We start from the raw sequence: 15,225 nt of genomic DNA on the forward strand, positions 1-15,225 counted from the left end.
CCTCATCCAGATCAAAATCGGATAACGAGGGGTCACGCTGTCCGCTATTCGGACTTATTCCGTGACCCTGTCACTCTGCGCATAAGTATGCGGACCGGTGGGTGTCGTTCCCGGAGGCCCGCCGCCCGCGCCCCGGATGCCGCCGCCGGTGGTCCCGGCCTGCCGGGCCCACCGGCGGGTGTGTCAGAATTCGTCACCGGGTGACCCCCGAACGCTCGAACCAGACCGACGAGCCCCGACAGGCTCGGGGTGCTCAGGAACGGAAGCCTCAACGCGGCTCCGTATCCGGGGCTCCGACTCCCCTCGGATCTGTTTCACTCCTGCGGGTACGCGTGCGCTCACGCCGTCCGCCGCCGCCGGAGCCCGGTGTTTCCGACTCCGGGCCCCCGAGCGCGACGGCGCGGCGATGAACCGTGCGTGACGAGGACGAAAAGGCATAGGTGCGATGCCTCCGTCCGACCTAGGCTCGGCCCGGAAGCACAACGCGGGCAACACCAGACCCCATAAAACCCTCATCCGAGGGCGCCGCCCGACGGCAGCGCCCCGACCCTGAACACCCGGGTCCGCTTCGGCGTACCCGGTTTCCGGTTTCCGGACGGGTCGTCCTGTCCGTCGGCCCGTGCGTCCTCGCCGATCAATGACGAAGAGGTCATCGTGGCAGCGGAGATCATTCACAGCAGCACCCAGGACACCGACGATCCGGTCGACGCGGTCTTCGCGCTCCACCGCGGCGGCAAGATGGAGATCCGGGCGACCGTCCCGGTGCGCGACGCGGACGACCTGTCCCTCGCCTACACCCCCGGTGTCGCGCGGGTCTGCACGGCCATCGCCGAGCAGCCCGAGCTGGTCAACGACTACACCTGGAAGTCCAACACCGTCGCGGTGGTCACCGACGGCACCGCGGTGCTGGGCCTCGGCGACATCGGCCCGCAGGCCTCGCTGCCCGTGATGGAGGGCAAGGCCATCCTGTTCAAGCAGTTCGGCGGCGTGGACGCGGTGCCGATCGCGCTCGCCTGCACCGGGGTCGACGAGATCGTCGAGACCGTGGTCCGGCTGGCGCCCTCGTTCGGCGGCGTCAACCTGGAGGACATCTCCGCCCCCCGCTGCTTCGAGATCGAGCGCCGGCTCCAGGAGGCCCTGGACATCCCGGTCTTCCACGACGACCAGCACGGCACCGCGATCGTCACCACCGCCGCCCTGTGGAACGCGGCCAAGGTGACCGGCCGTGAGATCGGCTCGCTGCGGGCCGTCATCTCCGGCGCCGGCGCGGCCGGCATCGCCATCGCCAAGATGCTGGTCGCGGCCGGCATCGGCGACGTGGCCGTCTGCGACCGCAAGGGCGTGGTGTACGAGGGCCGCGGCGACCTCACCGACGTCAAGGCCGAGATCGCCGGGCGGACCAACCGCTCCGGCCTCAAGGGCTCGCTGGCCGACGCGCTGGCCGGCGCCGACGTGTTCATCGGCGTCTCCGGCGGCACCGTGCCGGAGGAGGTCGTCGCGACCATGGCCGAGGGCGCGTTCGTCTTCGCGATGGCCAACCCCACCCCGGAGATCCACCCCGAGGTCGCGCACAGGTACGCCGCGGTGGTCGCCACCGGCCGCAGCGACTTCCCGAACCAGATCAACAACGTGCTGGCCTTCCCCGGCATCTTCGCGGGCGCCCTCCAGGTCCGCGCCTCCCGGATCACCGAGGGCATGAAGCTGGCCGCCGCCAAGGCGCTGGCCGGCGTCGTGGCCGACGAGCTGACGCCGCAGAAGGTCATCCCCTCGCCGTTCGACGAGCGGGTCGCGCCGGCCGTCACCAAGGCCGTCGCCGAGGCCGCCCGGGCGGAGGGCGTGGCGCGGATCTGACGATCCGGCCGCACATCCGGCCGACGGCCAGGGGCCGGGACACGCGTCACACGTCCGCGTGGTTCCCGGCCCCGGCCGTCGGGGCTATCGTCCGGGGCATGTTCGCTGCCTACGCCGCACGTACCGACGCCGCCGACCCGCTGAGCGGGCTGGAGCTGGGCGACCTCCCCGAGCCGCAGGCCCGTCCGGGCTGGAGCGTGGTCACGGTCAGGGCCGCCAGCCTCAACCACCACGACCTGTGGTCGCTGCGCGGGGTCGGCCTGCCCGCCGAGAGGCTGCCGATGATCCTCGGCTGCGACGCCGCCGGCGTCGACGAGCACGGCAACGAGGTGGTCCTGCACTCGGTGATCGGCCAGAGCGGCCACGGGGTCGGCCCGGACGAGCCGCGCTCCATCCTGACCGAGCGCTACCAGGGCACCTTCGCCCAGCGGGTCGCGGTGCCCACCTGGAACCTGCTGCCCAAGCCCGCCGGGCTGAGCTTCGAGCAGGCCGCCTGCCTGCCCACCGCCTGGCTGACGGCCTACCGGATGCTGTTCACCAACGCCGGGGTCAAGCCCGGTGACACCGTCCTGGTGCAGGGGGCGGGCGGCGGGGTGGCGACCGCGCTGATCGTCCTCGGCAAGGCGGCCGGCCTGCGGGTCTGGGTCACCGGACGGAACGAGGCCAAGCGCGCCAGGGCGGTGGAACTCGGCGCCGACGCGGCCTTCGAGAGCGGCGCCCGGCTGCCCGAGCGGGTGGACGCGGTCCTGGAGACGGTCGGCGCCGCGACCTGGTCGCACTCGGTGAAGTCGCTGCGCCCGGGCGGCACCATCGTCATCTCCGGGGCCACCTCGGGGCCCAACCCGAGCGCGGTCGAGCTGAACCGGATCTTCTTCCTGGAGCTCAGGGTGGTCGGCTCGACCATGGGCACCAAGGAGGAGCTGGCCGGGCTGCTCTCGTTCTGCGCCAACACCGGCGTCCGGCCGGTGATCGACTCGGTGCTGCCGCTGGCCGAGGCCGGGGACGGCTTCGCCCGGCTCGCCGAGGGGGACGTCTTCGGGAAGATCGTCCTGAGGCCCTGAGGCCCTGAGGCCCTGAGGCCCTGAGGCCCTGAGGCCCTGAGGCCCTGAGGCCCTGAGGCCCTGAGGCCCTGAGGCCCTGAGGTCCTGAGGTCCTGAGGCCCTGAGGTCCTGAGCCTGCGGCGTCGTGACGCGCGGCGGCCCGGTGTCCCCGTCGGGGAGCACCGGGCCACCGGCGCCGTCCGGTTCCCGCGGCCGGCTCAGCCGAGCAGCCGCTTCAGCCGCTCGCCCGCGGTGCCCAGCACCGTCTGGGCCTCGGCCAGCTTGTCCGCGCTCACTCCACCGTCCCTGGCCGTGTCGCGGACCTGGTCGCGGAAGCGGTCGAGCAGCCGCTCCAGCTCGCGGGCCGGGTCCCCGGCCGGGTCGGTGCGGGCCCACGCCGGAAGGTCGGCCGGGGCGCCGGGGCCGTCCTCGTCCAGGTCGATCCTGGTCACGGTGACCTGCTCGGCGGCTCCGGCCGGTGCGGCCGGCCCCTCCGCGCCCTGGCCCCAGCGGGCCGCGTCGGCCAGCCCGGCCAGGCCCTTGGTCAGCTCGGACAGGCCTTCGGCCAGCCCGGTCGGCCAGTCGCCCTTCGCGGCGTGCTCACGCACCTGCTGCTCGACCCGGCGCTTGATCCGCAGCGCCTCCTGCTGCGCGGCGTTGCGCGAGGCCTTGGCCTGCTCGCGCAGCCGGCGGGCCTCCGCCTCGGCGGCCTTCGCCTTGGCCTTGGCGGCCTTCTCCTGCTCCCGCGCGCGCTTGGCCTGTTCCTTGGCCTGCTGCTTGAACTGGGCGAACTCCTCCTTGGCGCGCTGCCAGGACTCGTTGTCGCCCCAGGGCCCGGCCCACGGGTCGCCGCCTTCGGCGCGCTCCGGCCGGGGCGCCTGCTTGGCGGCGTTCCACAGCTCCTCGCGCAGGTCCTTGGCGCTGTCCCTGACGTCCTCGCGGATCGCCCCGGCGAGCTGTGCCACGGAGTCGTGGATCTCCAGCTCAAGGTCGTCCAACTCGCCCTGTCTGGCTTCGAGTTCGGTGCGGCCGGCGTCGGTCAGCCGGTACACCTTGCGGCCGCCCTCGGTGCTGTGGCTGACCAGGCCCTCCTGTTCGAGCTTGGCCAGTCGCGGGTAGACCGTCCCGGCGGAGGGGGCGTACAGGCCCTGGAACCGCTCCTCCAGCAGCCGGATCACCTCGTAGCCGTGCCGCGGCGCCTCGTCCAGCAGCTTCAGCAGGTAGAGCCGCAGCCGGCCGTGGCCGAACACGGGAGTCATCTCAGGCCTCCTTCGTGAGGTTCGGCGTGCCGGGACCGGCCGGCAGCTCCTTGACCACCACCGGGCCCTCGTCCTCGGACTCGGGGCGGCGCAGCACGGTGACCGCGCCGGAGACGGTGGTGACGTGGAGGCTGCCGCGGCCCTCGCCGAGCCGGCCGGAGATCTTCTTGGCGCCCCAGGTGCTGCTCATCTGGAGCTCCTCGAAGGTGCTGGAGACGTCGCCGCTGGTGGAGCCGGCCTCGACGGTGGCGTCGGCCAGCGAGGGGATGCGGACCACGACCGCGCCGCTGACCGTGTTGACCTTGACCTCGGTCTCGCCGGCCACGTCGAGGTCCAGGGTGACGGCGCCGGTGACGGTGTTGGCCTGGACCCGGTCGGCGGTGCCGGCGATCACGGTGAGCCGGCCGGAGACGGTGTTGACCTTGAGCCGGCCGCCGACGGCCTGGGCGTCCACGTCGCCGGTGACGGTGCTGGCGTCGATCCGGCCGGTGACCCCGGCGAGGGTGGTGTCGCCGTTGGCGCTCTGCACCGAGACGTGCCCGTCGACGCCGCTGACGGTGGCGTGGGCCGACACGGTGCCGACCTTGACCTCGACCTCGGCCGGGACGGTCACCGTCACGCCGGCGATCCGCTTGCGCTTGAGGGAGCCGAAGAAGCTCTTCACCGAGCCGACCGACTTGAGCCAGTCGCCGAACTCGCCCCAGCTGTTGATGTCCTTGTAGGTGACCGTCAGGACGCCGTCCACCAGGGTCACGTGCAGCGGGTCGCCGACGAGTTCGGTGATCTCCAGGCGGGCCGGGCCCTCGGCCGCCACCACGTTCACGGTGCCCTCGATGGTCCGCACGTGCAGCGCGCGCACCGTCTCGTCGAAGGTGATCCTCTCGGGGCCGTCGACCGTCCACTGGCTCATCTCTGCCGCCTCCCTCGTCGATCGCGATGTATCGCGTTCTCTTCTAAAGACGATATATCGCGTGCTGGCAGAGTCAAGCGTGTTCACCCCCGTCCCGACCCCGATCCGACCCCGATCCGTCCCCGAGGTCTCCCCTACGGGGGGCGTTCGGAACGGCGCCCGAACATGCGCGGGGCCCGGGAGGCGGTTGCCTCCCGGGCCCTCGGCGGGCGTCACCCGGTCACTCGTCGTCCTCGTCGTCGAGCCGCGCGAGCCAGGTGGCCAGCCGCTCGACCGGGACCTCGAAGTCCGGGTTGAGGTCGACGAACGTGCGCAGCTGCTCGGCCAGCCACCCGAAGGTGACCTCCTCCTCGCCGCGCCGGTTCTCCAGCTCCTCGATGCCACGGTCGGTGAAGTACACGGTTCGCTCCGGTCCGGTGGGGATTGACCTGGTCAGGATAGTCCGGTCAGCTTGCCCGCCAGGTGCTGACGGTGACCTTGGCGGCCCCGGAGACCGGGTCGGCCTGCTCGATCGCCGCGATGGCGACGTTGCGGGTGACCCGGTCGCGGACGCACAGCAGGCGGCCCGGCGCGGCCCGGTTGAACGAGAGGTCGGTGTCCGGCCTGGAGTCGATCGCGGCGGCGCACTCCTCGGCGGTGACGGCCGGTTCGGTGATCACCGCGAAGTCCGACTTGTCGTCGCCGTAGCTGGTGAAGGAGTTGGCCCGGCTGCCGCCGGTGCCGCCGGCGTTGATCACCCCGAGGCCCCACTTGAGGTCGGTGGAGCGGGGCACCACGGTGCCGGAGTCCAGGTCGATCCGGTACGCGTCGGAGGAGTACTCGGCGCTGGGGATCGCCAGCGACTTCTTGTCCAGCATCGCGGAGTAGCCGGCCGGGCGGGCCGGGGCCGAGACGGTGCTCTGCCCGGACTTCGAGGGCGCGGCCGTCACCGGGGCGGCGGAGGGGGTGGCGGAGGGGGAGGCGCTCGGGGAGGCGCTCGGCTTCGTCGGCTCCTGGCTCCGGGACACGGTGGCCGCGGCGGCCGGCTTGTCGTCCGCCTTGCCCAGCTTCTTCATCAGCACCACGCCGCCCGCGGTGCCGCCGACCGCCATCACCAGCGCGACGGTGAGCAACACCTTCCAGGACACCCCGCCCCTGCGTGCGGGCTCCGGTGCGGGCGCCGGGTCGGAGCTCACCACCGGGCCGGGCGGCGGGGTGTCGTAGGACGGCGGCTCCGGCTGGAGCCGGACGGTCGGCCGGGTGGGCGGCACCGGCGCGGCCGGGGCGCCGGTGGGCGGCTGCGGCGCGGCGTACGAGCCGATCGGCGGCGGCCCGAAGCCGGGCGGGGGCGTCACCGGCTGCCGCGGCGGGTGCACCGCGGTCGCCGGGTGGGTCGGCGCGGTGGCCGGCGGCGGGGGAGCGGCCGGCATCGCGGGCAGCGGGGTGGGCGGGGTCGAGGGCGCGGCCGGCAGCGGGGTCGGCGGCGTCCTGGGCAGGTCCGAGCGACGGGTGATCTCGGTGTTGACCTCGCGGGGCAGCCAGTCCTCGCCGAACCGCAGCTGGCCGCCGACCTCCGGGTGGCTGCGGGCGATCCGGATGATCTCGGCGGGCGTGGGGCGGTCCTCGGGGGACTTCGCCAGGCAGCGCTGGATCAGTTCGCGCAGGTCCGCGGGGACGGCCGTGAGGTCCGCCTCCTCGTGCACCACCCGGTAGAGCACCGCGGTGTCCGGGCCGTCGCCGAACGGCGCGGTGGCGCCGGCCACGTACGCGGCCAGGGCGCCGAGCGCGAAGACGTCGGTGGCCGGGGTGATCGCGCGGCCCTGGGCCTGCTCGGGGGACATGAAGGCGGGGGAGCCGATCCGGTAGCCGGTGCCGGTCAGCGCGGTGGCGTCGGCGGCCCTGGCGATGCCGAAGTCGATCACCCGCGGGCCGTCCCCGGCGACCAGCACGTTGGCGGGCTTGAGGTCGCGGTGGACCACCTCGACGCTGTGGATCGCCTGGAGGGCCTCGGCGATGCCGCCCATCAGCAGCAGCACGGTGCGCACCGGCAGCGCGCCGTTCTCGCGCACCACCTGCTGGAGGGACGGGCCGGGGACGTACGCGGTGACCAGCCAGGGGGCGTCGCCGTCCAGGCCGCCGGAGTCGATCACCTGCGCGGTGTAGAGCCCGTGGATGCGCTGGGCGTTGCTGACCTCCTGGGCGAAGCGGCGGCGGAACTCGCCGTCCTCGGCGAACTCGGGGCGCACCACCTTGAGCGCGACCGGGCGCCCGCCCGGGGTGTAGGACAGGTAGACCCGGCCCATGCCGCCGGCGCCCAGCCGGGCGAACAGCCGGTAGCCGCCGACCTCCCTGGGGTCGTCCGGAAGGAGCGGCTGGAAGACCGGCGGGAGCTTGCCGGCGTCCCGAGGCGTGTCGGCGGTCATGTGGTGATCCCCCTGGGAGAGCGGTGAGGCGGTACGGCCGCGGCGGCCCGGTGCGATGACGGGCACCGGGGGTCGCCGAGCGGCGAGGCATAACCTATCGATCCGTCAGGAGCCCGTGCACCGCGGTGCGGTTTTGGTTGCAGAGCTGGGACCTGGGCCCGGCGGCGCGGTGGACCGCGAACGCCCGCGGCCCCGCACTCCCGGTGGGGAGTGCGGGGCCGCGGGCGTTCGGACCGTGGGGGTCTCGGCGCGTCAGAGCGCGAAGACCTCCTCGACCAGTGCCTGCTGCTCGGCGATGTGCCGCTTGGCCGAGCCGACCGCCGGGGACGAGGCCGCCGTGCGGGCGACGCGGCGCAGCCGGGAGTCGCCGCCGCTGCGGCCGATGACGACCTGGAGGTGGTCGACCAGGTTCATCGCGATGAACGGCCAGGCGCCCTGGTTGGCCGGCTCCTCCTGGGCCCAGACGAACTGGACGTCGTCGCCGTAGCGGGCCAGCTCCTCCTGGAGCTCGGCCACCGGCAGCGGGTAGAGCCGCTCGACCCGGACGATCGCGGTGTCGGTGACGCCGCGCTCGGTGCGGGCCGCCTCCAGGTCGTAGTAGAACTTGCCGGCGGTGATGACCACCTTGCGCACCTGCGCCGGGTCGACGGTGGAGTCGCCGATGACCGGGCGGAACGAGCCGGACAGGAACTCCTCGGTCGCACTCGCCGCGGCCTTCAGACGCAGCATCGACTTCGGGGTGAAGACGACCAGCGGCTTGTGGTGCGGATTGTGCGCCTGCCAGCGCAGCAGGTGGAAGTAGTTCGACGGCAGGGTCGGCATGGCGACCGTCATGTTGTTCTGCGCGCACAGCTGGAGGAAGCGCTCCGGGCGGGCGGACGAGTGGTCCGGGCCCTGGCCCTCGTAGCCGTGCGGCAGCAGCAGGGTGATGCCGGAGTGCTGGCCCCACTTCTGCTCGGAGGACGCGATGTACTCGTCCACCATGGTCTGCGAGCCGTTGACGAAGTCGCCGAACTGCGCCTCCCACATGACCAGCGCGTTCGGGCGGGTCAGCGAGTAGCCGTACTCGAAGCCCATGGCCGCGTACTCCGACAGCAGGCTGTCGTAGACGGTGTAGCGGGCCTGGTCCTCGGTGAGGTACTGGAGCGGGGTGTAGTCCTCGCCGGTCTTGCGGTCGATCAGGACGGCGTGCCGCTGGCCGAAGGTGCCTCGGCGGCTGTCCTGGCCGGCCAGGCGGACCGGGTGGCCCTCCATGAGCAGCGAGCCGATGGCGAGGGTCTCGCCCATCGCCCAGTCGATGGTGTTGTCCTCGACCGAGCCGGCGCGGCGCTGCAGCTGCGGCAGCAGACGCGGGTGGACGGTCAGCCAGTCCGGGTGGTTGACCTGGGAGGCGGCGATCCGCTTGACCATCTCCTGGGAGATGCCGGTCCTGATGGAGACCGGGAAGTCGGCGACCGGCTTGCCGGCGGTGGCGTCGGCCGGCGCCTGGGCCGCGTCGCGGACCTCGGCGAAGACCTTCTCCAGCTGGCCCTGGAAGTCCTGGAGCGCCTGCTCCGCCTCTTCCATGGTGATGTCGCCGCGACCGATCAGGCCCTCGGTGTACAGCTTGCGCACCGAGCGCTTCTTGTCGATCAGGTCGTACATCAGCGGCTGGGTGAACGACGGGTTGTCGGCCTCGTTGTGACCGCGGCGGCGGTAGCAGATGAGGTCGATCACCACGTCCTTGTGGAACTCCTGGCGGAACTCGAAGGCGAGCCGCGCGATGCGGACCACGGCCTCCGGGTCGTCGCCGTTCACGTGGAAGATCGGGGCCTCGATCATGCGGGCCACGTCGGTGCAGTACATCGAGGAGCGCGAGGACGCCGGGGCGGCGGTGAAGCCGACCTGGTTGTTCACCACGACGTGCACGGTGCCGCCGGTGCGGTAGCCGCGCAGCTGCGACATGTTCAGGGTCTCCGCGACGACGCCCTGGCCGGCGAAGGCCGCGTCGCCGTGGATCTGGATCGGCAGCACCGGGAAGGTGGTGCCGCCCTGGTCCAGGATGTCCTGCTTGGCGCGGGCGATGCCCTCGACGACCGGGTCCACGGCCTCCAGGTGGGAGGGGTTCGCGGCGAGCGAGACCTTGATGGTCTCGCCGTCCAGGCCGGTGAAGGTGCCCTCGGCGCCCAGGTGGTACTTGACGTCGCCGGAGCCGTGCATCGACTTCGGGTCGAGGTTGCCCTCGAACTCGCCGAAGATCTTGCCGTACGGCTTGCCGACGATGTTGGCCAGCACGTTCAGCCGGCCGCGGTGGGCCATGCCGATGACGGCCTCGTCGATGCGGTGCTCGGCGGCGGCGTCGATGGTCGCGTCCAGCAGCGCGATCAGCGACTCACCGCCCTCCAGCGAGAAGCGCTTCTGCCCGACGTACTTGGTCTGCAGGAACGTCTCGAAGGCCTCGGCCGAGTTCAGCCGGCGCAGGATCCGCAGCTGCTCCTCGCGCTCGGGCTTCGAGTACGGCTTCTCCAGGCGCTCCTGCAGCCACTTGCGCTGCTTCGGGTCCTGGATGTGCATGTACTCGATGCCGACGGTGCGGCAGTAGGTGTTGCGCAGCAGGCCGAGGATGTCGCGGAGCTTCATCATCTTCTGGCCGCCGAAGCCGCCGACCGCGAACTCGCGCTCCAGGTCCCACAGGGTGAGGCCGTGGGTGGTGACGTCGAGGTCGGGGTGCTTGCGCTGCTTGTACTCCAGCGGGTCGGTGTCGGCCATCAGGTGACCGCGGACCCGGTAGGAGTGGATCAGCTCCATGACGCGCGCGGTCTTGTTGACCTCGTCGTCGTGGGTGGTGGCGACGTCGGTGGCCCAGCGGACCGGCTCGTACGGGATCCGCAGCGACTCGAAGATCTCGTCGTAGAAGCCGTTCTCGCCGAGCAGCAGACGGTGGATCTCGCGCAGGAACTCGCCGGACGCCGCGCCCTGGATGACGCGGTGGTCGTAGGTCGAGGTCAGCGTCATGATCTTGGAGACGCCCAGGCGGGACAGGGTCTCCGGGGCGGAGCCCTGGAACTCGGCCGGGTACTCCATGGCGCCGACGCCGACGATGGTGCCCTGGTTCTGCATCAGGCGCGGCACGGAGTGCACGGTGCCGATGCCGCCGGGGTTGGTCAGCGAGACCGTGACGCCGGTGAAGTCGTCCATGGTCAGCTTGTTGGCGCGGGCCCGGCGGACGATGTCCTCGTAGGCCTGCCAGAAGCCGAAGAAGTCGAGCGTCTCGGCCTTCTTGATGGCCGCGACGACCAGCTGGCGGTCGCCGTTCGGCTTGACCAGGTCGATGGCCAGGCCGAGGTTGACGTGCTCCGGCTTGACCAGGAAGGCCTTGCCGTCCTCCACCTTGTAGCTGTAGTTCATGCCCGGGGCGGCCTTGATGGCCTGGACCAGGGCGTAGCCGATCAGGTGGGTGAAGGAGACCTTGCCGCCGCGGGCGCGCTGGAGGTGGTTGTTGATGACGATGCGGTTGTCGATCAACAGCTTCGCCGGCACGGCGCGGACCGAGGTCGCGGTCGGCACCTCCAGCGAGGCGTCCATGTTGGTGGCGACGGCCTTCGCCGGGCCGCGCAGCTGGACCAGCTCGGGGCCGGCAGCCGCGGCGGGCGCGGCCGGCGCCGGGGCGGCGGCCTTCGGGGCCGGGGGCGCGGCGGGCGCGGCGGCGAGCGGAGCCGGAGCGGCGGCCGGGGCCTGGGCGGCCGGAGCCGCCGGGGCGGCGGGCGCGGCCGGAGCAGCAGCGGCGGGCGCGGGGGCAGCGGCAGGGGTCGGCGTGGGGCCGGCCTGGGTCGCGGCCTGGGTCACTGGGGTCACCTCGGTACCGGGCTTGTAGTCGGCGAAAAAGTCCCACCAGGCTCGGTCGACCGAGTTCGGGTCCTGGAGGTACTGCTGGTAGATCTCGTCGACGAGCCACTCATTGGGGCCGAAGCCAGTGGAGCTTGCCGAGCTGTTGGGGGTTTCAGGGGACTGTGGCGACACGGCGGCAACCGCCCTCTTCCGCTTCCTTTTGGGATGTTTGGACAGCGGGGATTAAGGCTACGCCCCTGACCAGTGATCGCGCAGTCCCCGGGGCCCAGGCGTCGCCCAGATCACAGTGCTGACCTGCACTTTGGCTGAAAAAGTGCGTTAGAAAGCCGTATCTGCGGGGAACCGATCAGCCCTGAACAGAGCCTATACCTGGACCAAACCGGACAAAAAACCGGCCTGAATTTCTAGTGATCTTCGTAGGCCTCTGTGTCGGATCTGTGACAAATGTCCCGGCCGTCGCCCTGGCGCCGCCCGGGCAGTCTGACCTCGATCCGGCAGCCGCGCGGGGACTCGGCCACCGCGATCCGCCCGCCGTGCAGGTCCACGGCCCAGCGGGCGATGGCGAGGCCCAGCCCGGTGCCGCCGTCCGCACCCGGTCCCGCGGCGGTCGCCGTGCCGCTGCGGCTGAACCGCTCGAAGACCCGGGTGCGGTCGGCCGGCGGGATGCCGGGGCCCTCGTCCTCGACCTCCAGCAGCAGGCCGCCCTCCCCGTCATCGGGCCTCGCCCGTACCGTCACGGTGCCGCCGGGCGGGGAGTGCTTGCAGGCGTTGTCGACCAGGTTGGCGACCACCTGGTGGAGCCGCTCCGGGTCCGCCACGCCGGTCAGGCCGGTCGGGCTGACCTCCAGGGCCAGCCGGACGTCCCCGCGCCGGGAGAAGGCACCGCCGGCCGTCGCGCCGTCCACGGTCACCCCGCGCAGCACGCCGTCCAGGAACTCGCGCACCTCGAAGGTGCGGGCGTCCAGGGCGACCACGCCGTCGTCGATCTTGGAGAGGTCGAGCAGGTGGGTGACCAGGCGGCCGAGCCGCTCGGTCTGCTCCAGCGCCGCCCCCAGGGTCGCCGGATTGGGCTGGACGACCCCGTCCACCACGTTCTCCAGGACGGCGCGCAGCGCGGCGATCGGCGTGCGCAGCTCGTGCGAGACGTTGGCGACCAGCTCGCGGCGGTGCCGGTCGGCGGCCTGGAGGTCGGCGGCCATCGCGTTGAAGGCGGCGGCCAGTTCGCCGATCTCGTCGCGGGAGTTCACCTCGACCCGGCGGCTGTAGTCGCCGGAGGCCATCGCGCGGGCGGCGGCCGTCATCTCGCGCAGCGGGGAGGCCAGTCCGTGCGCGAGGAACTGCATGAAGAGCAGTGAGGCGATCATGGAGAAGACCATGATGATCCGGATCTGGGTCTCGGACCGGATCGCCACGACCACCATCCCGGTGGCCAGGAACACGGAGACGATCACGAGCAGGGCGAGCTTGCCCTTGATCGAGCGGACCGGGTCGAGCGGCCGGACGTCGGCCCAGACCCGGTGGGCGGCGCGGGCGGCCAGGTTCTGCGGCCGCGCGCCGTCGGATTCCCCGTTGCGTTGCTGTGGAAAGGTCATTGGTCCCTGTAGTCCCCGCGTGGTGGCGCGGCGTCGTCCCGGACACGGGCCCCCCGGCGGCCCGTCGTCCGTGCGGCGCCGTCAGGAGAGCGGAGCCTCCAGCGCGTAGCCGACGCCGTGGACGGTGCGGATCCAGCTGGCGCCGATCTTCCGGCGCAGTGCCTTGACGTGGCTGTCCACGGTGCGGGTGCCGGAGGCGTCGGTCCAGTCCCAGACCTCGGCCAGCAGCTGCTCACGGGTGAGCACCGCGCGCGGCTGGGCGGCCAGGCAGGCGAGCAGGTCGAACTCGGTCGGCGTCAGGTGGACGTCGCCCGAGGCCAGCCGGACCCGGCGCTGCACGTGGTCGATCTCCAGCTCGCCGAAGCGCAGGCTGCCCAGGGCCGGTGTGCGGGCGGCCTGCTGGGCGCGCTCGACGCGGCGCAGCAGGACGTTGACGCGGGCGGCCAGTTCGCGCATCGAGAACGGCTTGGTCATGTAGTCGTCCGCGCCGACGCCGAGGCCGACCAGCAGGTCCGTCTCGTCGTCGCGGGCGGTCAGCATCAGCACCGGCACCGGGCGCTGGGCCTGGATCCGGCGGCACACTTCGAGGCCGTCGAAGCCGGGCAGCATGATGTCGAGGACCACCAGGTCCGGCTGCCAGGTGTGGAAGCCGTCGACCGCGCCGGGGCCGTCGTGGGCCACGGCGACCTTGAATCCCTCGGCGCCCAGCCGGGCGGCGATCGACTCGGCGATCGTGGGCTCGTCCTCCACCACCAGGACTCTGCGCTGGCTGCTCACAGTGCCACCGGTGTTGTGGTTGTCCTGCTGAATCTCTGTCACGGTCACGCCACCGCCCCCAGGGCTGCGGGCCGGCCATCTGTGGGGATGGCGGGCTCCGCTCGTAGTCTTGTTCCGTCGTGGACTGTGCCGGGTCCGCCGTCCCGCCGCGCGATCGGGAGCCGAGGACGGATGGTCGGCCGCCCATGTCTCCCGCGCACTTCGCAGCGTACGGACAGTGGATGCTTCCCGGCAGGTGGACCGGACGTTTCCGGCCCGTGGGCCGGCTGTCGGGCCGCCCTCGGACCCACTGCACGAGTGGGCACGGGCCGATACCTTACCCGGCGAATTTTCACCGCGTAACGGTACGTATGCACTCCAGTTGACGCCAAGTCGCCGGTCAGAGGCCCTGCTGTCGCGTTAATGGAGAGAAGGTCTGGACCAATGCCGGGAATCCGGCGGCCCGCCGCGGCGGCGGTCTTCACGGGCTTTTCCCAGGTGCCTCTCAGAACCTCGACGTACGGTGACCGCGACGACACCCGACCGGGCGGAATCCGCAGTGCGGGCCGGTACGTTGGACACCTGGCGGGAGTCGGTGGCTGCGGCGTGGAGCGGAGGCGGCATGGCTGGTCCGGGGCGGGGTGCCGACGGGTTCGGGACCATGGGAGCGCCGTACGGAATGCTCCGTCTCGGCCTGCGCGCCGGTGTCGTGGAGTGGCTGCTGGAACGGATGCCGACACCCCGGCGGACGCCCTTCACGCTCGGATATCTCGCCGTCGTGGGAGCCACCACGACCTTCGCCAGGCTCGCCGATCCGGAACTCGTGCAGCGGTTGCAGGAGGCCTCCAGTTCGGACGGGCACAACCTCCTCCAGCATCCTTTGCGTGCGCTCGTGCTGAGCGGATTCTGGGTGGCCGGCGAGGTGTGGATGCCGTACCTGTGGGGATTCGCCGTCACCCTCGCGCCGCTGGAACGCAGGGTCGGGCCGGCCCGGGCGGCGGCCGTGTTCGCCGCCGGGCACGTCGCGGCGACGCTGCTCTCCCAGGGGGTGGTGATCACCGCGGTGGAGACCGGGCGGATGGCGCCCGAGGCGATGGACTACCTGGACATCGGGGTCAGCTACGGCGTGCTCGCCTGCCTGGGCGCGCTGGCCGGGCTGCTCTCCTGGCGCGGGCGGCTGCTCGCGCTGGGCGGCGCCGGGCTGATGATCGCCGAGCAGATCGCCACCGACAAGGACGTGATCACCGGAGTGGGGCACCCGGCCGCGGTGCTCACCGGGGTCGCGCTGTGGCGCTGGCTGCGCCGGATCGAGCGGCGTCCGCCCCGGCCGCGTCCGGCCGCCGTGACGGCGGCCGCCCCCGCGGCCGCCCCCGCGGCCGGCGGTGCTTCCGCGCGGGTGCGGCCGGCGCGTTGACGCCGCCGCCCGGGCGGGGCCTCCCCGGGGCCGGAGCGTTCACTTCAGGCTCCCTTAAGGCGCGGTCGGTGCTTTCGGTGCTCTTTTGACGGAGCCGGAAGCGGTGCTTCCCGTGCCGAATCGTGTTCGCTCACGGCGAACTGGACGCCGGGAACATCCGGCGCCCGCGAAGC

The 15,225-nt window shown here is 72.3% G+C and carries 10 protein-coding genes; 3 read left to right on the plus strand and 7 right to left on the minus strand.

Translation table 11 applies throughout. The features are described 5' to 3' along the window. Positions 1 to 654 precede the first annotated feature (654 nt). Positions 655 to 1,851, plus strand: a complete 1,197-nt coding sequence (locus ACZ7C5_RS15435) for an NAD(P)-dependent malic enzyme (protein WP_401083471.1) — start codon at positions 655 to 657, stop codon at positions 1,849 to 1,851. Between the two features lie 98 nt (positions 1,852 to 1,949). Further along, a complete protein-coding gene (locus tag ACZ7C5_RS15440) occupies positions 1,950 to 2,912 on the plus strand; it encodes a zinc-binding dehydrogenase (protein ID WP_401083472.1) in 963 nt (320 codons plus the stop codon). 197 nt (positions 2,913 to 3,109) lie between these two features. Here ACZ7C5_RS15440 and ACZ7C5_RS15445 read toward each other — a convergent pair whose 3' ends face one another. From ACZ7C5_RS15445 to ACZ7C5_RS15475, 7 genes are all read right to left on the minus strand, one after another. After that, a complete protein-coding gene (locus ACZ7C5_RS15445; RefSeq protein WP_401083474.1) occupies positions 3,110 to 4,150 on the minus strand; it encodes a PadR family transcriptional regulator in 1,041 nt (346 codons plus the stop codon). A 1-nt stretch (position 4,151) separates the two neighbouring features. After that, positions 4,152 to 5,060, minus strand: a complete 909-nt coding sequence (locus ACZ7C5_RS15450; protein ID WP_401083476.1) for a DUF4097 family beta strand repeat-containing protein — start codon at positions 5,058 to 5,060, stop codon at positions 4,152 to 4,154. 220 nt (positions 5,061 to 5,280) lie between these two features. Then, on the minus strand, positions 5,281 to 5,460 hold the full coding sequence (locus tag ACZ7C5_RS15455) for a DUF6104 family protein (protein WP_188300118.1): 180 nt from the start codon (positions 5,458 to 5,460) through the stop codon (positions 5,281 to 5,283). A 46-nt stretch (positions 5,461 to 5,506) separates the two neighbouring features. Beyond that, on the minus strand, positions 5,507 to 7,462 hold the full coding sequence (locus tag ACZ7C5_RS15460) for a protein kinase domain-containing protein (RefSeq protein WP_401083478.1): 1,956 nt from the start codon (positions 7,460 to 7,462) through the stop codon (positions 5,507 to 5,509). 252 nt (positions 7,463 to 7,714) lie between these two features. Then, positions 7,715 to 11,461, minus strand: a complete 3,747-nt coding sequence (locus ACZ7C5_RS15465) for a multifunctional oxoglutarate decarboxylase/oxoglutarate dehydrogenase thiamine pyrophosphate-binding subunit/dihydrolipoyllysine-residue succinyltransferase subunit (protein ID WP_401083480.1) — start codon at positions 11,459 to 11,461, stop codon at positions 7,715 to 7,717. Positions 11,462 to 11,694: 233 nt separating this feature from the next. After that, positions 11,695 to 12,882, minus strand: coding sequence for a sensor histidine kinase (locus ACZ7C5_RS15470; protein ID WP_401083482.1), 1,188 nt, complete (start codon positions 12,880 to 12,882; stop codon positions 11,695 to 11,697). Between the two features lie 81 nt (positions 12,883 to 12,963). Beyond that, the gene (locus ACZ7C5_RS15475; protein WP_030057574.1) at positions 12,964 to 13,701 is read right to left on the minus strand and encodes a response regulator transcription factor; all 738 of its coding nucleotides are present in this window, start codon (positions 13,699 to 13,701) and stop codon (positions 12,964 to 12,966) included. A 616-nt stretch (positions 13,702 to 14,317) separates the two neighbouring features. On the opposite strand from ACZ7C5_RS15475, the gene ACZ7C5_RS15480 reads away from it, so the two are divergent. Beyond that, entirely contained in the window at positions 14,318 to 15,052 is a 735-nt protein-coding gene (locus ACZ7C5_RS15480) for a rhomboid-like protein (protein ID WP_470322734.1), read from the plus strand. The last annotated feature ends 173 nt before the right edge of the window (positions 15,053 to 15,225 follow it).

The sequence above is a fragment of the Kitasatospora sp. NPDC036993 genome (genome assembly GCF_055607525.1).

What these genes read in the sequence shown, in the direction of transcription:
- ACZ7C5_RS15470 (WP_401083482.1), bottom strand. Translation starts at nt 12,882, where the DNA reads ATGACCTTTCCACAGCAACGCAACGGGGAATCCGACGGCGCGCGGCCG.
- ACZ7C5_RS15440 (WP_401083472.1), top strand. Translation starts at nt 1,950, where the DNA reads ATGTTCGCTGCCTACGCCGCACGTACCGACGCCGCCGACCCGCTGAGC.
- ACZ7C5_RS15460 (WP_401083478.1), bottom strand. Translation starts at nt 7,462, where the DNA reads ATGACCGCCGACACGCCTCGGGACGCCGGCAAGCTCCCGCCGGTCTTC.
- ACZ7C5_RS15480 (WP_470322734.1), top strand. Translation starts at nt 14,318, where the DNA reads ATGCTCCGTCTCGGCCTGCGCGCCGGTGTCGTGGAGTGGCTGCTGGAA.
- ACZ7C5_RS15445 (WP_401083474.1), bottom strand. Translation starts at nt 4,150, where the DNA reads ATGACTCCCGTGTTCGGCCACGGCCGGCTGCGGCTCTACCTGCTGAAG.
- ACZ7C5_RS15450 (WP_401083476.1), bottom strand. Translation starts at nt 5,060, where the DNA reads ATGAGCCAGTGGACGGTCGACGGCCCCGAGAGGATCACCTTCGACGAG.